The following is a 22,252-nucleotide window of genomic DNA, read 5'->3' as shown; positions in this document are numbered from 1 at the left end:
GTCTTTATTGCCTTTGAGCTTGGTCTTTATTGCCTTTGAGCTTGATCATGTCGTCAAAGCTTGCGCCCTCGGGCACTTCAATCATGGCGTAGGGGTTGGCTTTGGCTTTATCGGATACGTACTTTAAAAACAATAAGGTTAATACATAATCTTTATATTGGCTGGCATCCATGCCACCGCGCAACGCATTACAGCTGGCCCAAAGTGATGAGTAAAGTTCTGTTTTTTTGATCGCCATAACATGTTTCCCTAAAAACCTAATTGACGCTGACCTATTGGCTGTTAGCGTCGAATAAGCCTGTTGAGTAATTTTAGATTAATTTAATAAATGCCAGCTGGGCAAGCCTTAGCCACTGATCGTTCGTAACATCCCAAGCTTGCCAGTAATCTATGCAACACCTATAAAGCACTGCAGCTCTTTACTATTTGCTGCCTGCGCAACACCACCATACCTACTTCTCGCTGTGGTACTTAATCCTCTAATGATACATAAAGAGATAAAACAAAGACTAACTATAACTTATCAAGCAAGACTGCTCTTTTGTCCTTAACTTGAAGTGAGCTCTAAGCAGATACCTTTCGCTAACATAGCAAAGTGCTCACTGAACAAGTATTGCAAAGCACTATCAGGTGTAGCTTGACTAGAAGCCAAATCATGCAATTATAGGACCTGACTAACCCCGACACTTTTTACGGTAAAAAGATGAACAACCATAAGGGGTTAAACATGAGCAAAGGCTACCGTTTTTCAGATGAGTTTAAGCTAGAAGCTGTCAACCAAGTGACCGTCCATGGTTATGCTGCAGTAAAGATTAAAAGGTTACTATAGCGGCAAGCCTGATATCACAGCGCCCAACACGCTCGAACGTGCTTTTAATGTGTCTGCACCTAACCAGTAGTGGGTCAGCGATATCACCTAAATTCATACCCAGGTAGGCTTCTTGTACTTGGCGGACTTGTTCACACTGCGAAGACCGCGCCAAGCGTATCGATTTGAATGCGATTGCTAGGCTTTGTTAGCTCTTCGACTGTTCTATTGATGAGCTCTTTGAGTACATCCCAGACACAGAACAGGACTGACCTTGCTGACTAAAACCGGTAAATAATTATTTTAAAAGATACACAAACAAAAAAGCCCCAAACAAATTAATGTTTGAGGCTTTCTTGAAATACTGGCAACTCTTCACCCCTGGTATTTTGGCGATCGCCTTCCTTGTGATGTTGGCAGACAACTATTCGCAAACTGGCACCATCAAATTGACCTTGGTGGCAGGCACAATGACAGCCTTTGCAGGCTTTATCGTACTCAAACGCTCGATTAAGTAGTGAGTGGCCTCTTATTCGCACTGGACAGCACAAGAGCGGTTTAAAGCGAGCGCGGAGTGTGCAACCACTAGCCGCCAGACATGCGCCAAGCACTTTAACGCCGCCAACGTACGCAGTTTTGGGAACCGCTAGGGATGGATCAGTGCAGCCTATGGGCTGTTCTGACCCTGCGGGCTTCGGCGCTGCGCGCCTCGTCTCAAAATGCTAGGCGCATTTTGTCGAACCAGAGGGTTCGACGCTCCGGGGGTTGAAGCAAGTCTTCGTACTCCGAGGCGAGGGATTAATCTGAACAGGCTAAGGCCTGTTCAGCCCCCTTGCGGGGCTTCGTCGCTGCGCTCCTCGTTCAAAACGCTCCTTGGGTCGCGTTTTGTCGAACGGGGCTCTCATCCAAATCCCGCTTTTCACCCGCTAATCAAAAAGGGCACCCCTAGGGGTGCCCTTTTTGATTAGATGGCGGAGAGCGAGGGATTCGAACCCTCGATAGGGATTAACCTATACACCCTTAGCAGGGGTGCGCCTTCAGCCACTCGGCCAGCTCTCCGGAAAAGTTGTGTGGTGCATGACCATCAACTTAGGCGCGGCATAATACCACAATGACGATGAATTCAAAGGGTTATGAGACCACTAGTTGGAATTTTCTTCCTCTTCTGGCCCAAGTTCTTCGCCATCAGCGATGCGCTGGTAAATTTCTTCTCGGTGGACAGCCACATCACGGGGGGCATTGACACCGATACGGACTTGGTTGCCCTTAACACCGAGTACGGTGACGGTAATGTCATCACCTACCATCAGCGACTCTCCTACCCTGCGTGTCAAGATCAGCATAATATACAGCTCTCCAGTCTCGTGCCCATTAGGTCGTGAAGGTAACGAGCAATAGACTTCATCTCGCCGGTCCTGACGAAACAAAGCAAACTCAAAGATTCCGAAGTCCTTCGCTTGAAGAGACTTCGGCCATTAGGTGACGTTAGGCAGTGGATTCGTCGTAGGGTTCCTTTTCCAAGCCAAAAGATGAGTGCAGGCAGCGCACTGCCAACTCTAGGAACTTCTCTTCGATAATCACTGAGATTTTGATTTCCGAAGTGGTGATCATCTGTATGTTGATACCCACTTCCGCCAGCGCCGCAAACATCTGGCTGGCCACTCCCACATGCGAACGCATACCCACGCCCACTACTGAGATTTTGGCGATCTTGCTATCGGCACGGACCTCTTCTGCGTTGAGCTCACGTGCAACCTCCTGGAGGATTTCTTCTGCACGGTCTAGGTCCAGACGGCCAACGGTAAAGGTGAAGTCAGTGGTGTTGTCTTCGGCAATGTTCTGCACAATCACATCGACTTCGATATTGGCTTCGCCGATGGGTCCCAAAATCCGGTGCGCTACGCCAGGCATATCGGGCACGCCTAATACGGTCAATTTAGCTTCATCGCGGTTGAAGGCGATGCCTGCAATGGTTGGCGTTTCCATCTGCGACTTGTCCTCTTTGGTAATCAAGGTGCCAGGGCCTTCTTCAAAACTGTGCAAGACCCGTAGCGGTACATTGTATTTTCCGGCGAACTCCACTGCGCGAATCTGCAGTACTTTGGAGCCCATGCTGGCCATTTCCAACATTTCTTCGAAGGTGATCCGATCTAGTCGACGTGCTCCATCGACAACCCGTGGATCAGTAGTATAGACGCCATCCACATCTGTGTAGATTTGACACTCATCAGCCTTAAGGGCTGCTGCTAGAGCGACTGCTGTGGTATCTGAGCCGCCGCGTCCCAAGGTGGTGATGTTGCCGTTCTCATCGACGCCCTGAAAACCGGCCACGACTAAAACAAAACCTTGGTCTAGGTCAGCCTGCAGGCGTTCGTTATCGATCTCTCGGATGCGCGCTTTGGTGTGGGTGGCATCAGTTAAGATGCGCACCTGACTACCATTGTAGCTTTTGGCTTTCACACCGCGAGCCGAGAGCGCCATACTTAGCAACGCTGAAGTGACCTGCTCGCCAGTGGAGACCAAGGCATCCATCTCACGCGGAACCGGACGTGGCTGAACTTCCTTGGCCAGTGCTATTAAGCGGTTAGTTTCTCCACTCATAGCGGAAACCACGACCACTATGGAATGGCCTTCGGCCTTGAAGCGAGCAACCTTATCGGCGACCTGTTCGATCCGCTCGATACTACCCACTGAAGTGCCGCCGAACTTTTGAACAATCAAGCTCATGCTGTTTCTCTGCGCCCGTAAATTAAGGGGGCGCTATTAAACAACAATCCCGCCCCACTGAAAACTAAACAAACACTTTTGCGCATTATTTTATAGTGCTCGCAACCCACCCTGGCACGGCTTTGAGTGCTGCTAGCAAGCCGGCCACATCGCTGCCACCGCCCTGGGCCATATCTGGCCTACCACCGCCTTTACCGCCTAAACGCGTGGCGAATTCACGCATCAAGTCGCCGGCTTTAATGCGGTCAGTCAGATCTTTGGTGACCCCAGCTGCTAAGGCGACTTTATCGCCATCTACTGCAGCCAGCAGAATCACTGCACTACCGAGCTTGTTCTTACACTGATCAAGGGTGTCGCGGAGTGACTTGGCATCACCACCCTCCACCGTTGCGGCCAACACTTTGAAGCCATCCATATCCACGGCGCTGCTAGTTAGCTCACCGCCAGCGGAACTGGCCAGCTTTTGCTTGAGGCGCGCCACTTCTTTTTCTAGTTCGCGAGTTTCACTGCGCAAGGCACTGACTTTCGCCGCCACATTATCGGGCTTGCCTTTAACCGCCTCGCACACCTGTGCCAGCTGTGCTTCCAGTGCCTCAATGGATGCCAGTGCAGCGACACCAGTCACCGCTTCGATACGCCGCACCCCAGAGGCCACACCGGACTCTGAAATAATACGCATCAAGCCGATATCACCCGTGCGTTCAACGTGGGTACCGCCACAAAGCTCTACGGAGAAATCTTCTTCACCCATGCTAAGGACGCGCACTTGCTCACCATACTTCTCACCAAAGAGCGCCATAGCACCTGCAGCCACAGCCTCATCCATATTCATCAGCCGAGTATTCACAGGCGTATTAGCGCGGATTTGATCGTTAACCATTGTTTCAATGGTTTTACATTGCTCGGCGGTCAGAGCCTCAAAGTGCGAGAAGTCAAAGCGCAAACGCTCGAAATCCACCAGAGAGCCTTTCTGTGTCACGTGCTCGCCAAGCACTTTGCGCAGGGCCGCATGTAACAAGTGGGTTGCGGAGTGATTCAAGCGGGTACGCTGTCGCACGCGACTGTCGACCTTGGCCTGCAGCGCATCGCCGGCTTTGACACTGCCTTCGAGCACTCGTACATGGTGCAAATGATGCCCTTGCGCCTTGGTGGTATCAGTTACCTCCAGACGCAATCCCGGCGCGCTCAGATACCCGCTGTCACCGGCTTGACCGCCAGACTCGGCGTAAAAGGGCGTGCAATCTAACACGATTACGCCGCTGGCATCTTGAGCCAAGCTTTCTACCTCGGCCCCCTCGCTCAGCAGCGCTATTACTTGCCCTTCAGCTTCAAGTGAATCATAGCCAACAAACTCTGTGCTGCCTTCGAGCTTGAGCACATCGTTGTAATCCACTTTAAAGCTGCCACTTTCCTGAGAGCGGCTGCGCTGCTCAGCCATGGCGGCTTCGTAGCCCTCGATGTCTAAGCTAAGTCCGCGCTCGCGAGCGATATCATTGGTCAAATCGATCGGAAAACCGTAGGTATCGTAGAGCTTAAAGACCACATCGCCAGGAATCTCAGTAGTACTGAGCCCTTCAAGGGCTTCATTGAGTATCTGTAGCCCCTTATCCAAAGTTTTAGCAAACTGCTCTTCTTCATTGAGCAGCGCTTTTTCAATCTGCCCCTGTAACTGTCGCAGCTCGGGATAGGCCTCCCCCATTTGCTTGGCGAGGGTATCAACCAACTTATGGAAAAAGGGTGCTGTGGCACCAAGTTTGTTGCCATGGCGAACCGCCCTGCGAATGATTCGGCGCAAGACATATCCACGGCCTTCGTTTCCCGGCAATACACCATCGGCAATTAAAAAGGCGCAGGAGCGAATATGATCGGCAATTACTTTGAGCGAGTTATGCTCGAGATCCTTAACTTCTAACACGCTCGCGGCAGAGCGAATTAAGGCCTGGAACAAATCAATCTGATAATTGCTATGCACGCCCTGCATCACCGCTGCAATGCGCTCCAAGCCCATGCCGGTATCAACAGAGGGCGCTGGCAACGGGTGCATCTCGCCACTGCTGTCGCGGTTGTATTGCATGAAGACTAAGTTCCAGATCTCAATGTAGCGATCTAGATCGTCATCTTTACTACCAGGTGGGCCACCGGGTACATCGGGACCATGATCAAAGAAAATCTCTGAACAGGGACCACAGGGGCCGGTATCGCCCATCTGCCAGAAGTTATCTTCATCGAGGCGCGAGATACGCTCAATTGGAAAACCGATGTCTTCCACCCACAGTTTTTCTGCTTCGTCGTCAGAAATGTGTACCGTTACCCACAAACGCTCTTTGGGTAGCTTCAATTCCTCGGTCAGAAACTGCCAAGCAAAGCGAATCGCATCGCGCTTGAAGTAATCGCCAAAGCTGAAGTTGCCGAGCATTTCAAAAAAGGTGTGGTGGCGAGCGGTATAACCCACATTCTCTAGGTCATTGTGCTTACCACCGGCACGCACACAGCGCTGACTACTAGCCGCGCGGGTATAGGGTCTCGGATCCGTTCCCAGGAAAGTATCCTTGAACTGGTTCATACCCGCATTGGTGAACAACAGCGTGGGATCATTGACCGGCACCAATGAGCTGCTAGGAACTCGGGTGTGCTGCTGTCGCTCAAAAAAAGCCAGAAAAGCTTCGCGTATCTCTACGGTCTTCATACAAATTCTCAGTAACTAATGGGAGCGCGGGTTTACCCGACCATACGACTTTCAGCCAGACTAGAGCCGGCCAAAATATGCAAATGCAGGTGAAAGACGGTCTGCCCGACACCGGCACCGTTATTCACGATCAGACGGAAGGCATCCTCTACGCCAAGCTTGCGCGCCACCTCACCCGCTGCCCACATCAAGTGGCCGAGCAGCTCGCGGTCATCCTGCTTGGCATCAGCCAACTTGGCGATTGCCCGCTTAGGAATCACTAACACGTGCACTGGTGCTTGAGGGTTTATGTCGTTAATAGCCACGCAGTGTTCATCTTCGTAGACGAACTCTGTGGGGATTTCACCACTGACAATCTTGCCAAATATTGTATCTGTCATAGTCGCCGGGGCCTCTCATCGATAATAGGTGGAGTGATAAAAGCTGCTTAACCTTGCCCCTATCCCAAGGGGCTAAACAACTGGGTGACTGTTAACCCAGCTTCTCATCAGTTGTGAGTTGGCGCGCTTCGTTTTCCAGCATCACTGGAATGCCGTCACGCACTGGGTAAGCCAAGCCACTGGCTTTGCACACCAACTCCTGCTTGTCCTTGTCGTAGCTCAGCGGCGCCTTGCTTACCGGACACACGAGAATACTCAATAGCTTGTCGTCGATCATGACGGCCTCTGGATATTCAAAATGGGTCGCCATTATACGGACATTTGCCCGCTGCATGCACCAACCCGCCCGACTCTTACTGTCCTTTCGCTGTTGCCGGCATCGGAGACACCAATAATTGGGGGTCGATCCGCTGTTTACGCCAGCTCATACGCCAGTCTAAGTGAGGCCCTGTGGCGCGACCAGTGGCACCCACTTCGGCAATCACCTCACCGGGCTGGACCTCATCACCAAGGGCTACGTGCAGCTTGCTGAGATGCAAAAATGACGAGGACAATTGATAGCCATGATCCAAAATAATCGTGCCACCGGAGTAAAACAGATCGGGCTCTGCCAAAGTGACCACCCCCGCAGCAGGTGCTCGGACGATAGTTCCGGTCGGCACGGCCACATCCACACCGTAATGAGGGCTGCGCGGCACACCGTTATAAACCCGCTGACTGCCATAAACACCCGATATCCGCCCGATCACCGGCCAATCGAAGCCATCAAGGGCCGCTAACAAGAGATCGGAGCGGAAGAGGCGTTGCGCTTTGGCTGCAGCCACTATTTCAGCTTCACGCTTTATCCGCGCTTGCTGAGCTTTAGGAGGCGTCACCGTGCGCTGGGGCACGCCTTCGATCCGTTGAATATCATAATCACGAGCCGCAACAGACAGACTTTGCTCACAACTACCTGCGGCGCCTTCCAGCAGCAGCTCAAGTACTGCCGGTGCATCGCGCCCAAGCCCGGCAAAGAAAGTCCCGTCATCCAGTACATCAAGCTGTTCATTCCCTAAGCGCACCGTCGTTCCTGGCGCCACACTGCCCCAGATCAGACCACCCTGCTGCGCAGTCCCTTGCAGCTCAACACAGTCACTTGCCAGAGTACTGATACTGAACAAGCTCACTAGGGACGCCGCCAGCATCTTCTGTACTACACTTATTTTGGACATAAGACCTCTGCTTTGTTGCTTAACTGGATTAATTTGTAGTGTCGCAAAAGGCTTGAGAGAACTCGAGGCGACATTGACTTGGAAAGGAATTTTACAAGGATTGCAGCCAATAGCAGCCAGCAGCTGATCAAAAGGCTGCTGCTCTTCCCTCTACTGGGCCCTGCCGATCAAATCTATGGCTTAGCTAAGCAATATCACTCGCAGCAAGCAGTACCGGCATCTCAAAGTTAGCCAAATGGGCTAGAATAGCCCGCATGAGCAGATACCGACCGCCGCGTAAGCGCGGCTCACCCTACATTACACCGGAAGGCGAGCAAGCCTTACGAGAGGAATTACACCAGCTGTGGAAGGTGGAGCGCCCCGTGGTCACACAGACCGTTCATGAAGCAGCTAAGAATGGCGACCGCTCAGAGAACGGCGACTATATCTACGGCAAACGGCGCCTGCGCGAGATCGATTCCCGCGTTCGCTTTCTGAACAAAAGGCTCGACGAGCTGAATGTCGTTGACCGTGCGCCACAAGATACTAGCAAGGTTTACTTTGGCGCATGGGTGACACTTGAGGCCGAAGATGGCAGCGAAAAAACCTGGCGCATCGTTGGGCCGGATGAATTTGACTTAGCGCTGGACAAGTTGAGCATGGACTCACCGATGGCGCGGGCTCTACTGGGCAAACGTTGCGATGATGAGGTGACCGTCAACAGCCCCAGTGGCGAGCAGCTGTATCATATTGTCGATATACACTACAGCCCCTAAGGGCTGTAGTTCTACTTACTATGGCTTGGTGCTAGTGCTAGCAAGCACTGCCTAGGCTCTGCCGGTAATTAGAACACCCACTCCACGCCCAGCGATGCTGTACGGGGCTTATTGGGCCGGGCACCGTCAGGGTGACGGGATACGATGCTCTGCTCGTCAAAGAGGTTTTCCATTTTGACATAGACAGCCGCGGCATCGTTGAGCTGATAGCGACTAATAAAGTCCACCACAAAGAGATCTTCGCTGCGCTGGTAGCGGTCACCGCCATTGTTGCAGCCCACCGTCATACACATTGAATCGAGGTACTTGGCCACTAGGTAATTATCCCAGCCCATCGCAGACTCAAGCCCCGCGCGCAGGCTAAAGACGTTTTCGGGCACAGAAGCCAAGTGATCGCCTCGCTCCAAGCCTTCACTAGGCAGATCTTTATCAATAGTTGCATCGGTGTAGGTGTACATCAGATCTACTGGAATAATGAATCCATTGAGCTCAAAAGCAGTCCCTAGCTGCAACTCCAAGCCAGCAATGGTCGCTTTGCCGGTATTAAAGGCGCCGCTGGTCGCACCATTACTGCAAGGGCTAGCGTTGGAGCAATTCTCAGTCTTGTTATCAAAGTCGCTGTAGAAGCCAATTGCCTCAAAGAACCAGTCCCCTTGGTAGCGAAAGCCCGCTTCCCAGTTGACGCTGGTTTCAGGCTCTTCATTGGCTTGAGCACCACCACCTAAGGGAGAAAAACCGCGGTGCACCCCAGCTAACAACTGCCAATCTGGGCCCAATTTGTAAGTAAAGGACAGACCAGGCAGCCATTCTTCAGAGTGATTACTGCGGCGGCTAGGCTGATCACTGCGCTCAGGAGTTTTGTATTGACGGCGCGAGCTCTCGACATCTTCATAGCGCAGCGCCAGGTTGAGCTCCATCACCTCATTCACTTGCCAGTTATCAACCAACCACAAACTGGTAGCTTTCGCTTGTTCGAAACGGTTATTGCTCCCTGTGGGTGCTGTGTTGTTAACAAACTCCAGCTCACCATTAATCTGGTTGTAGATTTCCGTTGGCTGGTAGCGGTCCATTTCATCTTCATGGGCCCGGCCACCCACAGCTAGCTGGTGAGCACCAAGGTCGATATCAAAATTCAAATCAATACCGCGTGATTCGTACTCGCGATTATTGTGTTTAAACTGCAGCCCATAAATATCTTCAGTGCCATTTAATACGCCTTGGGCATAGGCATCACCTCGGTTTGCCGCGCTGATCAGGTCGCCGCCACCACCGAGCTTGAACCAGTCTCGGGCAAACTCATTGTGATAGCCAATGGCAGTCATTTTGACTCGCTGATTTAGCGCCAACTGGTAAGTTAAGCTGTAGCCTTGGTGGTCATTGTCCATTTGATCAATGCTAGACAGGCCGTAACGGCGGTTGGAATCACGCTTAAAATCCGCATCGCTTAGGCCAAGGTAAGTCTCGTCTGAGACTTCCTCTGAGCTCTGCGCTTTAAATAGTAGGCTTTGTCGCTCCCCTTCCCAGCCCAGCTTAAGCAGGTAGTCGCGAATATCGTAACCGCTGTTTTGAGAGCTCCGATCGATGTCTTTAAAGCCATCGCTGCGACGCTGTGCAGTTTCTAACAAAATACCAAAGTCACCAGCACGGCCACCCCAACTAGCTAGCAAGTCAGTCTCGCCGTTTTGGCCGTAGCGAAAATTCACTCGCCCTTCACTCTCATTGGGAATCGGCGTCGACACCATATTGATCACGCCACCGGTGGTCTGCGGACCATAACGCAACAAGGGTGCCCCTTTGATGACTTCTACTGAGTTCATGCGCAGCATGGTGGGAAAATAATAAGCAGCTGGATTGGAATAAGGTGCCGGCGCTGTCAGCACACCATCTTCCATTAGGGTTACCTTGGAAGCGCGCTCAGAGGTGGCACCGCGAATCCCAATATTGGGCCGCAAGCCGTAGCCATCCTCTTCCTGAATATAGATCCCCGGCACCGTTTTCAGCAGTTGATTGATGTCACTGGCCGCCTCAATGCGAATTTGCTCATTATCTACCACTGAACCAGAGCCTGGCAGGTTGCGCGCTGCCTCTGCGCTACCCACGATTGTCATCTCCTCCAGTGCGTTATCCGCCAGTACCGAGCTCGTCAGAGCGCTCGCCACGGCAAGAACCATCAATCGCTGCTTCATCCATTTCTCCCAATGTGAGGCAGGACCGCGGTGTGCCACCCTGCATGTTTTAATGGGCGGAAATGCTAATGATAAATATTCTCATTTACAACCGGTAAGTTGCAATTACTGCGACATTAGTACGAAATATTACTCCAAGGCAGCGTAGATCATAGCCTCAAGCTGAGCGCGGATATTAAATACACTGGCAGGCATAAATTGCGACATAAAAATCACCGTGAGCTCTTCCACTGGGTCGACCCAGAACAGCGTGCTAGCCAAGCCACTCCAGAAATAGCTGCCCCGGGACGTTGGGTAGCCATTGGCAACCGGGTCAACTTTAGTGGCAAAGCCAAGCCCAAAGCCAACCCCCTCATAAGTGGTTTCACTGAAATTACCCATCGCAATTTGGGCTAAATCGACACCCCCAGGCAGGTGATTTTCAGTCATAAAATCTAAAGTGCGCGAACCGATGATGCGCTGTTCATCCAGTGTACCGCCACTAATTAGCATATGACAGAAGCGCTGATAATCACCCGCGGTAGATAACAAGCCTCCCCCGCCAGAATAAAACACTCGATCCCTAAACTGGCTATCTTGCCCATCATCATTGATCACTAAGCGCTTATTTTTATCGTGCTGATAACAGCTGGCAAAGCGCAACTGCTGCTCTGGGCGAATATTAAACCCGGTATCGACCATCCCTAGTGGCTGAAATATCGTCTGCTCTAGAAAGTCCGCTAAGCTTTGACCGCTGATGATTTCAATTAGATAACCCAGCACATCAGTCGCCAACGAATAGTTCCAGTGCTGGCCGGGCGAAAACTCAAGGGGTAGTTGCGCTAGCTGCTCAATCATATCGGCGAGGCTGTAATCTGGCCTGGGGTTGCCTACCTGTAACTTGCGATAGGCGTAATCGATATTACTTTCACGCAAAAAATCGTAAGTCAGGCCGCTGGTATGCCTCAGCAAGTCGCGGATAATCATAGGCCGCTGACAGGGCTGTGTTTCAAAAGCCGGAAAGGCCCCGGCCTTGCGAACAGCCAAATTGCGAAATGCTGGAATATAGCGCTCCACCGGATCCTCTAAAGCCACTAAGCCCCTCTCATATAGCGTCATAAACGCCACAGAGGTAATCGGCTTAGACATAGAATAAAGGCGAAAGACCGTATCCTCTGTCATAGGCTGTGCCCGCTCGAGATCTCGATAGCCAGCGATGTCCATATAACAGGTCTGTGTCCCCCTGCTCACCAGGGTGATACTGCCGGGAAGTTTCCCTGGCCCCACATAAGCCCGGCGCAGCTGCTCTCCCACTCGTGCCAACTGTTGTTCGCAGATACCTACCGAGGCTGGCGTGACCAGTTTCATTGTCATATCCCTTGTTCGCATTATTTTATAAATAAGCAGTGTCGACCCTGCTTAAGGCCAAGGCAAGCCTTCTAGTCAATGCTGGAGCCATTACTTAGCTTAAGAGAAAGCCTCTAGCACCCGCCGGCGCAGCTCCGGCAACACTTCGACTTCAAACCAGGGATTGCGACGCAACCAGATATTGTTACGTGGTGATGGGTGGGGTAAGGGTAAATACTGCGGAGCATAGTCGCGCCAGTGACGCACCGTTTCAGTCAGGTTGCGCGTTGAGTTGAGATAATAGCGCTGAGCGTAATTGCCAATCAGCAGTGTCAGCTCTATTTGCCTTAGCCAGCCCATCAGCTCACTGTGCCACTGGGGTGCACAGGCTGGATCTGGCGGCAAATCACCCGACTTCCCGCGGCCCGGATAGCAAAAGCCCATTGGCACAATAGCCACACGGGAAGCGTCATAAAAAGTGGTTTTGTCCATGCCCAGCCAATCCCGCAAGCGCTCACCACTGGGGTCATCCCAAGGTATACCGCTAGCGTGGACCCGAGAGCCAGGAGCCTGCCCCACTATGAGCAAGCGCGCCGAAGAGCTAGCCTGCAGTACGGGACGCGGACCGAGGGCTAAGCGCTCAGCACAAAGCTGACAGCGCCGAATGTCGACCAACAGGTCTTCTAGGGACTGATACTCGCTCATCTTTTCTGCTGTCACCCTCTATAGAGTACTGGCTAAGCAAAGTGCTCAAAAAACCACCGCTCGATTGCCGCTTTCCAGCTCGACTGGTAATATCGCGCACTCAGAGCTAGCCCCCTTTAACGCCCTCAAACATCACTCCGGAGCCTTTATGAGCCGTCCGTCCCTGCATGATCTTGAAAATCACCAAGACTTCATCCAACGTCATATCGGACCCACTGTCAAACAACAGCAGTTAATGGCTGAGGCCCTAGGATACAGCAGCCTAGATGCGCTGATCGATGACACGGTGCCCGCGGCGATACGCTCTCAGCAGGCGATGAAGCTACCTCAGGCTCAAACTGAACAAGCAGTGATCGCGCGACTGCGCAAAATTGCCGATCAGAACCAAGTGTTTAAAAGCTACATCGGCACCGGCTATCACGCCACCTACACGCCCTCTGTAATCCAGCGCAACGTACTGGAAAACCCCGGTTGGTACACCGCTTACACCCCCTACCAACCGGAGATCTCACAGGGTCGTTTGGAGGCTTTGCTAACTTTTCAGCAAATGATTCTCGACCTAAGTGGCATGGAGCTGGCCAACGCCTCCATGCTCGACGAGGGCACCGCTGCAGCAGAGGCCATGACCTTAATGCAGCGCGTCAACAAGAAAAATCGCAGCCAGACCTTCTTGGTTGCCGCCGACTGCCACCCGCAAACCATTGCCGTGGTCAAAACAAGAGCTGAGGCCTTAGATATTGATGTTGTGGTAGGCGACCCAAATGAGTTAATTGGCAACACTGATGCCTTTGGCGCACTGCTGCAGTACCCCAACACTTACGGTCAGGTAGACGATATCAGCCCGCTGATCGACAAGGCGCACAACGCCCAAACGTTGGTCGGTGTTGCAGCTGACATTATGGCACTGCTGCTACTTAAGTCCCCAGGCGAGCTGGGTGCTGATGTAGTGGTGGGCAATACACAACGTTTTGGTGTACCCATGGGCTTTGGTGGCCCCCATGCTGCCTACTTCGCCACCCGCGATGCCTACAAGCGCTCCACCCCCGGTCGCATCATTGGCGTGTCCATCGATCGCCGCGGCAACCAATCCCTACGCATGGCCATGCAAACCCGCGAGCAGCATATTCGCCGAGAAAAGGCTACCAGTAACATTTGTACTGCCCAGGCGCTCCTGGCGATCATGGCGGCTTTCTATGCCATGTATCACGGCCCTGAAGGCTTGCGCCGCATCGCCGAGCGTATTCAACGCCTGACCTCGCTACTGCAGCGTATGCTGGCTAAGGCCAACATTAGCCCAGAGAACACACACTGGTTCGACACCCTGACTTACGATCTGGGTGAAGCACGCGAAGCCGTAGTACAGCGCGCGCTCGATAAAGGCTGTAATCTGCGATTAATTGGTGCTACCGGCGTAGGTATTTCACTGGATGAAACCACCAGCGCAGAAGACATTGAGACACTGGTTGAAATCTTTACCGGGCAACAAGTTACCAGCCCCGCCAGCAGCATTGACGAGAGCATTACTGAGTTTGACGGCATCCCTAATGGCCTGCTGCGCGAGATAGATTATCTGCAGCACCCGCTGTTTAACGACTATCATTCAGAAACCGAAATGTTGCGCTATATGCGCCGCCTGGAAGACAAAGACATCGCGCTCAACCGCGCGATGATCCCGCTGGGCTCTTGCACCATGAAGCTCAACGCCACCACTGAAATGCTCGCCATCACTTGGCCTGAATTCAGCGCCCTGCACCCCTTCGCACCACCAGAGCAGACCAAAGGCTACCAGCAGTTGCTGCAAGAGCTTGAGCATATGCTGCGCGAGTGTACCGGCTACGATGCCATTTCAATGCAGCCCAATGCCGGCTCACAGGGCGAGTACGCTGGCCTATTGGCCATCCGTCGCTACCACGAAAGCCGCGGTGACCTGCAGCGCAATATATGCCTGATTCCCTCATCGGCGCACGGCACCAACCCCGCCAGTGCAGCCTTGGCTGGCATGAAAGTGGTTATTGTCGAGTGTGATAGCAAAGGCAACATCGACATGGCTGACCTGCGCGCCAAGGCCGAGCGACACACGCAAGACTTGTCCTGCATCATGGTGACCTACCCATCTACCCACGGGGTTTTTGAAGAATCGATTATTGAATTGTGTGAAGTGGTGCATGAACACGGCGGACAGGTTTACGTCGATGGCGCCAACTTAAACGCCATGGTGGGCCTGGCTGCTCCTGGCAAATTTGGTGCTGATGTATCCCACCTCAATCTGCACAAAACCTTCTGCATCCCCCATGGTGGTGGCGGCCCCGGAATGGGCCCAATAGGTGTTAAGTCTCACCTGCAACCCTTTTTGCCAACTAATCCAGTTAGCCCAGTGCCAGGCTTGGATGCCAATAATGATGTGGTTTCATCGGCGCCCTATGGCAGCACTTCCATTTTGCCTATTTCTTGGGCCTATATCGCTTTAATGGGGCAGGAAGGTCTGAGCCATGCCAGCAAAGTGGCCATCCTCAACGCCAACTACATTGCTCAGCGCCTGCAAGAGCACTACCCGATCCTCTACACTGGCACCACCGGCAACGTTGCTCACGAGTGCATCGTCGACATTCGCCCACTCAAAGAAGCCAGCGGCATCAGTGAAGAAGACATTGCCAAGCGCCTGGTCGATTTTGGCTTCCACGCGCCCACCATGTCTTTCCCTGTCCCCGGTACCTTAATGGTCGAACCCACGGAATCAGAATCCCTAGCAGAGCTAGACCGCTTCTGTGATGCCCTGATCACTATCCGCCAAGAAATCCAGGCGGTCCAAGATGGCAAGCTCGATGCTAAAGACAACCCTCTAACTAATGCGCCGCACACTCTGGCCGATGTCACCGCTGACGAATGGCCACACAGCTACAGCCGCGAGCAAGCTGCCTACCCGGTCAGTCAGCTAAAGCAAAGCAAGTACTGGCCACCGGTCAACCGTGTAGACAATGTCTACGGCGACAGAAACCTGTACTGTGCCTGCCCGGCGATTGATTCCTATCGGGAGCCTGAGCTGACATAGAGTTGAGCGACATTGTTGGCCCTACAGACAAGCACCAAGCCCTGCCTAGGGGCCTAGAGGCCTAGAGGGGCTATCGCTCATAACGCCGAAGCGCGCGCAGTGTGACTAAAAACACTGCGCCAGGAAGTAATACGAATACCGCGATGGCCATAACAAGCGCAATGCTGCTGGGCATGCCAGCGGCAAATGATAGAGTGAAAGCGAGGCCTTGTACTGCACCTACAGGATTTAGGGCGTCAAACAATCCCGTATTGTTGGCTGTCCCAGAAAACAACACACACAATAAGAACAACATCACCAAGCCTCCGGTGATAGAAATTACTACACTTTTTTTCACGTTCTAACTCCATCTACAAAGGCCGCTTGAGGCCATGCTTTGTTAGATCACTTTTAGTAGCGTATCGATAGTCTTTACAAAATTCACGCACTGTACTTGACTTACGCTCTGCATTGCAGAGCGGATCAATACGCCAAAGCTCCCACCCTTTCTATAATAGCCACAAGGCCTCCGCCCTCGCGGCCTTAGCAAGGACTGAGCGATTAACTCTAATTTTCACTCGGCGCTCAAGTGTGGTGCATCAACTGCCATTCCAAGTTTAGGCCTTTTCGCATTGCTTAGCCTCGGCCTTTCGGTACTTGAATGCCCACACCCCCTTAATGCTTCAATTCACTGCAAGACTAAGCATGTACTAATTAGTTGACCAAATAATTACTGACCACTACCTGCAAAAAACCATTGCATAATCTCAATCTATCATTAGAATGAGAATCATTATCATTAAGATTAGAGTTACTTTATATGCTAGAAGCCTTACTAAAAACACTCTCGTTTGGCGGGCCTGTTATCTGGGTGCTATTACTTTTTTCAATTATTGCGCTAACTGTCTCACTGCTAAAAGCCTTTCAGTTCTGGTCGCTTCGAGAAAAACAAAAAGCTATAGCAGAGCAAGCGGTGAATTATTTTGCCGATGCTGAACCCGTAAATGCCCTTGCCTTGGTTAAAGGAAGCTCAGCTCCACGCTTACAGTTAATCGAGCAAGCCTTGCAGCTTATTGCTACAGATAACCTTGATGCTGAAGCTTTATATAAAGAACTTATGCGGCGGGCACGCCAAGTTGTATCAGGCCTAGCAAGTTATCTTCGTGTATTAGAAGTTATAGCCACTTTGGCCCCTCTCCTAGGCTTGCTAGGTACCGTTCTTGGGATGATAGAAGCGTTTCAGGCAATGGAGGCGGCGGGATCAGAGGTCAACCCTGCGGTTTTATCTGGGGGTATCTGGGTGGCCTTACTGACCACCGCAGTGGGACTAGCTGTCGCAATCCCGGTGTCAATGATTCATAGCTGGTTTGAACGCCGTGTCGAGTTCCAAGCTGGATTGATTCAAAACGATCTCGAGCACTTGCTGAGTTTACATACTGCTAAAAACGCGGGCCAACCGTCAGCCAAAACTAGGTTAAAGCTCGCATAATGGAAATCGCCGGCTTATACCAACACAAAGCACGCAAAATTAGTCTGACTGCCTTGATCGACGTGGTATTTATCTTATTAATGTTTTTTATGCTGACCTCTAGCTTCAATCAATGGAATGCCATTGAACTCCAGGCAACAGCTACTAACACTAACAATGTCGAGTTAAAACCACAGATCTTACTCCTCAGTAGTGAAGGCGCTATACAGAGCAGCGATGGCTCTGTCGAACTCCCTGCCAGCCAAGCTGTGCCAGCCAATGCCTTCGCAAGAGACCGTTTACTGATATTACTTGCCGCTCCCGAAGCACAAGTGCAGGTCATTGTTACTCGTCTGGAAGAACTCAAAAAACACGGCCTGCGGGTAACAATGGGCGGGATCAGTACAGCAAGCTCTAGTGTAAAAGCCCTGGAGTTATAAGTATGCAAGATCGATTAATCGACCCTAAGCGAAGCTCCCGTACACAGGATGAAAGCCTGATTCCTTTAATCAACATCGTTTTTCTATTACTGATTTTTTTCATGGTCGCTGGCCAAATAACGCAGCAACAAGAGGCTGCAATCACTCCACCTAAGTCATCTAGCAGCTTAGAACTAAAGTCTGCACTTATTAATTTGAGCTTAACGAGCAAAGGAGAGTTAAGACTAGAAGGGCAAACTATAAAACCTGAAGATCTGAAGCAACAGCTACCCACATTATCAACTACGGCAGAAGATTTACGGGTTTCGCTGCGTGCTGACAGTGCCAGCAGTGCTGCAGACCTAGACCGAGTACTAAAGGCATTGCAAGAGTTAGGCGTCAGTGCTGTAAGCCTCCACACACAGTATATAGGTAGCTTGTAATGCCGATTTCAGCTTGGGGCATCGCACTTTTCACTGCTGTAGTTGTGCACATTGGCCTGCTATTTGCCCTGCTCGACCAGAGCCCAGTTCAAAGTGATTTGGCGGAAGGTCCCGGTGAGTTTGGTGTTGAAGTAGGCTTAGGCATGGCTGGCTCCTATGCTGAGCAAGCAAAGCAGGAAGCCCTTAAGTCACAGTTGACACCCGTAGCTCAGCAGGAAGCCCAGCAAGAGCCGACTCAAACAGAGTCACAGCCAAAGCTAATACCACCCCCTAAACCAGAGCAGCTAAGCAGGCCTCAACAAGCACTACAAACACGCCCGGAAACAAAAGCTCTACCACAGATAAAAAGCGCTGAACCTGAGGTCGATATTGATCCGAATCTAGCGAATGAACCCACAGCTAAAACAAATAATACACAACAAAACACTTCCCAAGAGCATGCCCAACAAAAGTCGCCTGATGCTGAGAAGACAAGTACTAGCTTAAGTCGAGCGACTGGTCGAGCATCGAATAATCGAGCTGGCGGCAAACGTGGTGACAGCACAAGTTATTTCAGCAAGCTGATGTCTTGGTTGAACCTTCACAAGGAATACCCAGCACAACTTAAGAAGAAAAAAATTCAGGGCACGGTGGTTCTACAGTTTTCAATCGATCGCGACGGACGGGTACTCAGCGAATCGATTAAAAAAAGCTCTGGCCACGCTGAATTAGACCATGCAGCGCTGGAGATGCTGGCCAAGGCAAACCCTTTGCCACCCATACCGAGATCAATGAAGCGTGAGCAAATCTCAATTGCTATTCCCATTGAATACACACTGATCACCCAATAACCTTTGACAAGGACCGATATGAAAGCACCGACAGATCAACCTACTACTCTACGTCCGATCAACCTGCGTCAAACAAAAGCTAACTTTAGCTTGCACAGTGTATTGGCCATTAACATTGCCGCTGCGGCTTGCAGCCCACTGGTGATGGCCCAAGACAGCGACACTTTCGAGCTGGACACGCTGCAGATTGAAGAGCGAACTCTCGATACTAATCCCTACGCTGAACCCGGGGCTCCCTATAAGGCCAAGTTTTCTGGCGATAAACGTAAAGTTAAGCCATTAGCTGAGACAGCTCAAACCATCACAGTACTCACCCAAAGCCAAATACAAGACTCGGGCAAAGATGACCTCAAGGATATTCTTGCAGCCCAGCCTGGTATCACACTGGGCACCGGCGAGAATGGCAATGCCTTTGGTGATCGCTACGTCATTCGAGGTCATGAAGCGCGCAGTGATGTGTTTGTCGATGGACTGCGCGACCCAGGTATGACAACTCGCGAAAGTTTTGCTTTGGAGCAAGTAGAGATTACCAAGGGGCCAAGTTCCACTTTTGCTGGCAGAGGCTCGACTGGCGGTGCCATCAACGGTGTAACCAAGCAGGCCAGCAACGAATATGACTTTCACCAGATAAATGGAGGCATCGGTACTGACAACTACCGCCGGATCACGCTCGATAGCAATCTAACAATTAACAAGGATAGCGCAGTGCGAGTTAATCTTTTACACGCCTACGAAGAAGTTCCAGACCGTAGTCCTGCTGATAGAGAACGCAACGGGATTGCTATAGCAGGCGCCTGGGAAGCAACAGAAAAGTTGGAATTCAAGGGCGATTACTATTATCTGGAAGCAAAAGATAAGCCTGATTTAGGTTCGTATCTAGATGCGGCCAACAAGCCTAATAAACACATACCGGTTTATACCCAAAATAATGATTTCCTTGAGTCGGATGTAGAGACTCTCACTTTCCGTATCGCTTATGCGTTCAACGATAATCTTCGAGTTGAAAATGCTATGCGTTATGGCACAACCGAAAACGGATACATTGTCACCGGGGCCCGTGGCAATACCGATCAAATAACCGCCACCCCGACGATCGGCTTAAGCACACACAATGGCTGGCAGGAAGTAGACTACTTCGCCAATATCACTAATTTCTATCTTGATACTGATTTAGCCGGCAAGCGCAATCAGTTCGTTTTTAGCACTGAATTCAGCAAGCAAGATGTACTGAATGGCAGCTATGATATTGACAATAACGGTGCCAGCAACTGCGTACTAGCTGGAAGATACGGCTCCTCACCAGGTTACTGCATAATAGATCCAAACGGCAAACAAGTACCAAATATCCGCAAGCTCTTGCAGCGAAGCTACCATAAGGGCAGCGAAAAAAGTGACTACTCCATTGAGACGATTTCTGTGTCATTGATGAATACTATTGATCTATCAGAGCGCTGGTCACTAGCGGCCGGTATCCGAGCAGACCGCTTTGATTACAATAATCTAGTTACTGGTCGAGACGGCGTCGCCACGGCGTACGATTACTCTGACACACTGTGGAATGGTCATATTGGATCTACTTACAAGATCAATCAGTACGGCAATATTTATGTCACCTACAGTACTTCAGCTGAAATTAACGGCGGTGAGTCAGATGTTGGTGGAAACTGTGGCTACGGCGGTCTATGTGGTAGCGCTGAACTGATTGGCAAGAGCAAACCAGAACAGTCTGTCAACTACGAAATTGGCAGCAAGTGGAACTTAATGGATGAGAAATTATTGCTGACTGCTGCTGCATTCCACATCACTAAAGATGATGTAATGGAAGGCGCCGATTATGAAACCACCGGCACACTTAACACAGGAAGGAATCGTGTTCACGGTATTGAGCTAAGCGCCGCAGGTAACATTAGTGATAACTTAAGCACGGTATTTGGCGCAACGGTGATGAATGCTGAAATTCTGGATAGCGTCAACAAAAGCGCTGAGGGCGGCACACTCGCCCAATTTGCTGATAAAAGTCTTTATTTACAGATGCGTTATCAGCTGACGCCTGAGCTCGCCATTGGTGGTGCAGGGACTTATCGCAGTGAGGTATATTCGGGCCAACCTGATGCTGCCGCTGGGGATCGTCATGTGCCCTCTTATACGGTGTTCGATGCCTTTGCAAATTATCAGTTTAATAAGCAACTAGCGCTGCGCTTAAACCCCGGATTCAACTGGCTAGTGCAACGGGCGGGTTAATGCCGAAAAATACCTGATTCGGTGTTTTCATGCCAAGGCACTTCCTCGGACGATTGTTTAGTTTTTCCATGACGTGCTCAATATCCTGTTCAGTAATGTCAGTGAAGTCGCTGCCCTTTGGGAAGTATTGGCGGATTAAGCCGTTGGTGTTTTCGTTCAGTCCGCGCTCCCACGAAGCGTAGGGATGAGCAAAGTAGAAGTCTGCGGCGAGCGCTTCGGCTATGATCTGATGGCAGGCGAACTCTTTGCCATTGTCCGAGGTAATGGTATGGACGTGAGCTGACAGCGGCCCGAGCAGCTCAATTACCGCGTCCTTGACACCCTCGGCCTCTTTGCTGGAAACCTTGGAAATAAGTGCCAGCCGTGATTTTCGCTCAGTCAGTGAAACGATCGCCTGCTTGTGATGTTTGCCTATGATAGTGTCGAGCTCCCAATCACCCAGGCGGGCTCGTTCGCTCACAATGCTAGGTCGCTTCTCGATAGAGACTCGATTGGGAATTTGACCGCGGCGATCATAACTACCGTAGCGCTTTCTCCGCGGCTTCTGGCAGCGCAGACGGAGGTGTAGCTGACCGCCCCGGCGCTTGTCCTCCAGAATGTACTGGTAGATCCACTCGTGGCTGATGGATATCTGCTCTTCCTGTGCCAACCAGAGACTGACCTGCTCAGGGCTCCAATCCTCGCACAGCAGCTCCTCAACCCGGCTCCAATGGCCTGGGGCAATACGAGGCTGTACCTTGCACTGACGGCGCTGTAGAGCTAACTGTTGAGCCTGTTTGGGCCGATAGCCCTTCAGGCCGCGATTGCGCCGCATCTCCCGACTCACGGTGGACTTGTGAACGCCGACGATGCTGGCGATCTCTGTCTGGCTATGGCCTGCTTTCATCAGGGCGTAAATTTGATATCGTTGCTCTTGGGTTAGCTGTGCGTAGTGTCTCATCTGTGCTTCTCATTCTTGCCGGAACGATGAGCCGAGATGCTACCGCAGCTCGCCCTCCATTCCGACTTATTGAGTTGCACTTACGAGTTGAATCCGGGA

The 22,252-nt window shown here is 51.5% G+C and carries 20 protein-coding genes and 1 tRNA gene; 8 read left to right on the top strand and 13 right to left on the bottom strand.

Features of this window, described 5'->3' with window-relative positions:
* Positions 1-4: 4 nt before the first annotated feature.
* Positions 5-238 carry a type I restriction-modification system subunit M N-terminal domain-containing protein gene (locus H2508_RS14850; RefSeq protein WP_220463547.1) on the bottom strand — a complete coding sequence of 78 codons (234 nt, stop codon included), beginning with the start codon at positions 236-238 and terminating at the stop codon, positions 5-7.
* Positions 239-1,164: 926 nt separating this feature from the next.
* On the opposite strand from H2508_RS14850, the gene H2508_RS01335 reads away from it, so the two are divergent.
* Complete coding sequence (locus tag H2508_RS01335; RefSeq protein WP_182168615.1) at positions 1,165-1,326, top strand: hypothetical protein; 162 nt, start codon at positions 1,165-1,167, stop codon at positions 1,324-1,326.
* Positions 1,327-1,777: 451 nt separating this feature from the next.
* Here the strand turns inward: H2508_RS01335 and H2508_RS01330 are convergent.
* The 7 genes from H2508_RS01330 to H2508_RS01300 form a co-directional block, all read right to left on the bottom strand.
* Positions 1,778-1,867: transfer RNA gene (locus H2508_RS01330), tRNA-Ser, on the bottom strand.
* A gap of 83 nt (positions 1,868-1,950) precedes the next feature.
* Complete coding sequence (csrA, locus tag H2508_RS01325) at positions 1,951-2,151, bottom strand: carbon storage regulator CsrA (RefSeq protein ID WP_182168614.1); 201 nt, start codon at positions 2,149-2,151, stop codon at positions 1,951-1,953.
* 142 nt (positions 2,152-2,293) lie between these two features.
* Positions 2,294-3,535, bottom strand: a complete 1,242-nt coding sequence (locus H2508_RS01320) for an aspartate kinase (RefSeq protein ID WP_182168613.1) — start codon at positions 3,533-3,535, stop codon at positions 2,294-2,296.
* An 85-nt stretch (positions 3,536-3,620) separates the two neighbouring features.
* Positions 3,621-6,221 (bottom strand): alanine--tRNA ligase, encoded by a 2,601-nt coding sequence (alaS, locus tag H2508_RS01315; protein WP_182168612.1) that lies wholly within the window; start codon positions 6,219-6,221, stop codon positions 3,621-3,623.
* Positions 6,222-6,253: 32 nt separating this feature from the next.
* Positions 6,254-6,601 carry a histidine triad nucleotide-binding protein gene (locus H2508_RS01310; RefSeq protein WP_182168611.1) on the bottom strand — a complete coding sequence of 116 codons (348 nt, stop codon included), beginning with the start codon at positions 6,599-6,601 and terminating at the stop codon, positions 6,254-6,256.
* Positions 6,602-6,692: 91 nt separating this feature from the next.
* Positions 6,693-6,878, bottom strand: a complete 186-nt coding sequence (locus tag H2508_RS01305; protein ID WP_182170614.1) for a Trm112 family protein — start codon at positions 6,876-6,878, stop codon at positions 6,693-6,695.
* Positions 6,879-6,954: 76 nt separating this feature from the next.
* Complete coding sequence (locus H2508_RS01300) at positions 6,955-7,812, bottom strand: M23 family metallopeptidase (protein ID WP_182168610.1); 858 nt, start codon at positions 7,810-7,812, stop codon at positions 6,955-6,957.
* A gap of 254 nt (positions 7,813-8,066) precedes the next feature.
* Between H2508_RS01300 and greB the strand changes: the two genes are divergently transcribed.
* Positions 8,067-8,567, top strand: coding sequence for a transcription elongation factor GreB (gene greB, locus H2508_RS01295; protein WP_182168609.1), 501 nt, complete (start codon positions 8,067-8,069; stop codon positions 8,565-8,567).
* Positions 8,568-8,635: 68 nt separating this feature from the next.
* Here greB and H2508_RS01290 read toward each other — a convergent pair whose 3' ends face one another.
* From H2508_RS01290 to H2508_RS01280, 3 genes are all read right to left on the bottom strand, one after another.
* Positions 8,636-10,753: a TonB-dependent receptor family protein gene (locus tag H2508_RS01290; RefSeq protein WP_182168608.1), complete on the bottom strand. Its 2,118-nt coding sequence runs from the start codon at positions 10,751-10,753 to the stop codon at positions 8,636-8,638.
* 129 nt (positions 10,754-10,882) lie between these two features.
* Complete coding sequence (locus H2508_RS01285; protein ID WP_235964671.1) at positions 10,883-12,100, bottom strand: serine hydrolase domain-containing protein; 1,218 nt, start codon at positions 12,098-12,100, stop codon at positions 10,883-10,885.
* Positions 12,101-12,199: 99 nt separating this feature from the next.
* Positions 12,200-12,784 carry a uracil-DNA glycosylase family protein gene (locus H2508_RS01280; RefSeq protein ID WP_182168606.1) on the bottom strand — a complete coding sequence of 195 codons (585 nt, stop codon included), beginning with the start codon at positions 12,782-12,784 and terminating at the stop codon, positions 12,200-12,202.
* 148 nt (positions 12,785-12,932) lie between these two features.
* On the opposite strand from H2508_RS01280, the gene gcvP reads away from it, so the two are divergent.
* A complete protein-coding gene (gcvP, locus tag H2508_RS01275) occupies positions 12,933-15,833 on the top strand; it encodes an aminomethyl-transferring glycine dehydrogenase (RefSeq protein WP_182168605.1) in 2,901 nt (966 codons plus the stop codon).
* A gap of 70 nt (positions 15,834-15,903) precedes the next feature.
* Here gcvP and H2508_RS01270 read toward each other — a convergent pair whose 3' ends face one another.
* On the bottom strand, positions 15,904-16,170 hold the full coding sequence (locus tag H2508_RS01270) for a hypothetical protein (protein ID WP_182168604.1): 267 nt from the start codon (positions 16,168-16,170) through the stop codon (positions 15,904-15,906).
* A gap of 462 nt (positions 16,171-16,632) precedes the next feature.
* Here H2508_RS01270 and H2508_RS01265 point away from each other — a divergent pair, with 462 nt between their 5' ends.
* Genes H2508_RS01265 through H2508_RS01245 form a run of 5 tightly spaced genes read left to right on the top strand, consistent with a single transcriptional unit; the run spans position 16,633 to position 21,213 of the window.
* Complete coding sequence (locus tag H2508_RS01265) at positions 16,633-17,301, top strand: MotA/TolQ/ExbB proton channel family protein (protein ID WP_182168603.1); 669 nt, start codon at positions 16,633-16,635, stop codon at positions 17,299-17,301.
* Positions 17,301-17,720: an ExbD/TolR family protein gene (locus H2508_RS01260; RefSeq protein WP_182168602.1), complete on the top strand. Its 420-nt coding sequence runs from the start codon at positions 17,301-17,303 to the stop codon at positions 17,718-17,720. Before H2508_RS01265 ends, H2508_RS01260 begins: the two co-directional genes overlap by 1 nt.
* Positions 17,721-17,722: 2 nt before the next feature.
* The gene (locus tag H2508_RS01255) at positions 17,723-18,142 is read left to right on the top strand and encodes an ExbD/TolR family protein (protein ID WP_182168601.1); all 420 of its coding nucleotides are present in this window, start codon (positions 17,723-17,725) and stop codon (positions 18,140-18,142) included.
* Positions 18,142-18,972 carry an energy transducer TonB gene (locus H2508_RS01250; RefSeq protein WP_182168600.1) on the top strand — a complete coding sequence of 277 codons (831 nt, stop codon included), beginning with the start codon at positions 18,142-18,144 and terminating at the stop codon, positions 18,970-18,972. The genes H2508_RS01255 and H2508_RS01250 overlap by 1 nt, the downstream gene beginning before the upstream one ends.
* Positions 18,973-18,990: 18 nt before the next feature.
* The gene (locus tag H2508_RS01245; protein WP_182168599.1) at positions 18,991-21,213 is read left to right on the top strand and encodes a TonB-dependent receptor; all 2,223 of its coding nucleotides are present in this window, start codon (positions 18,991-18,993) and stop codon (positions 21,211-21,213) included.
* Here the strand turns inward: H2508_RS01245 and H2508_RS01240 are convergent.
* Positions 21,185-22,153 (bottom strand): IS30 family transposase, encoded by a 969-nt coding sequence (locus tag H2508_RS01240; RefSeq protein WP_182168589.1) that lies wholly within the window; start codon positions 22,151-22,153, stop codon positions 21,185-21,187. The two genes, H2508_RS01245 and H2508_RS01240, sit on opposite strands and share 29 nt — an antisense overlap.
* Between the last annotated feature and the right edge of the window lie 99 nt (positions 22,154-22,252).

The organism is Sediminihaliea albiluteola, assembly GCF_014077625.1.
Taxonomy (GTDB): Bacteria; Pseudomonadota; Gammaproteobacteria; order Pseudomonadales; family Halieaceae; genus Sediminihaliea; species Sediminihaliea albiluteola.
This window is presented reverse-complemented; position numbering and strand designations above follow the sequence as displayed.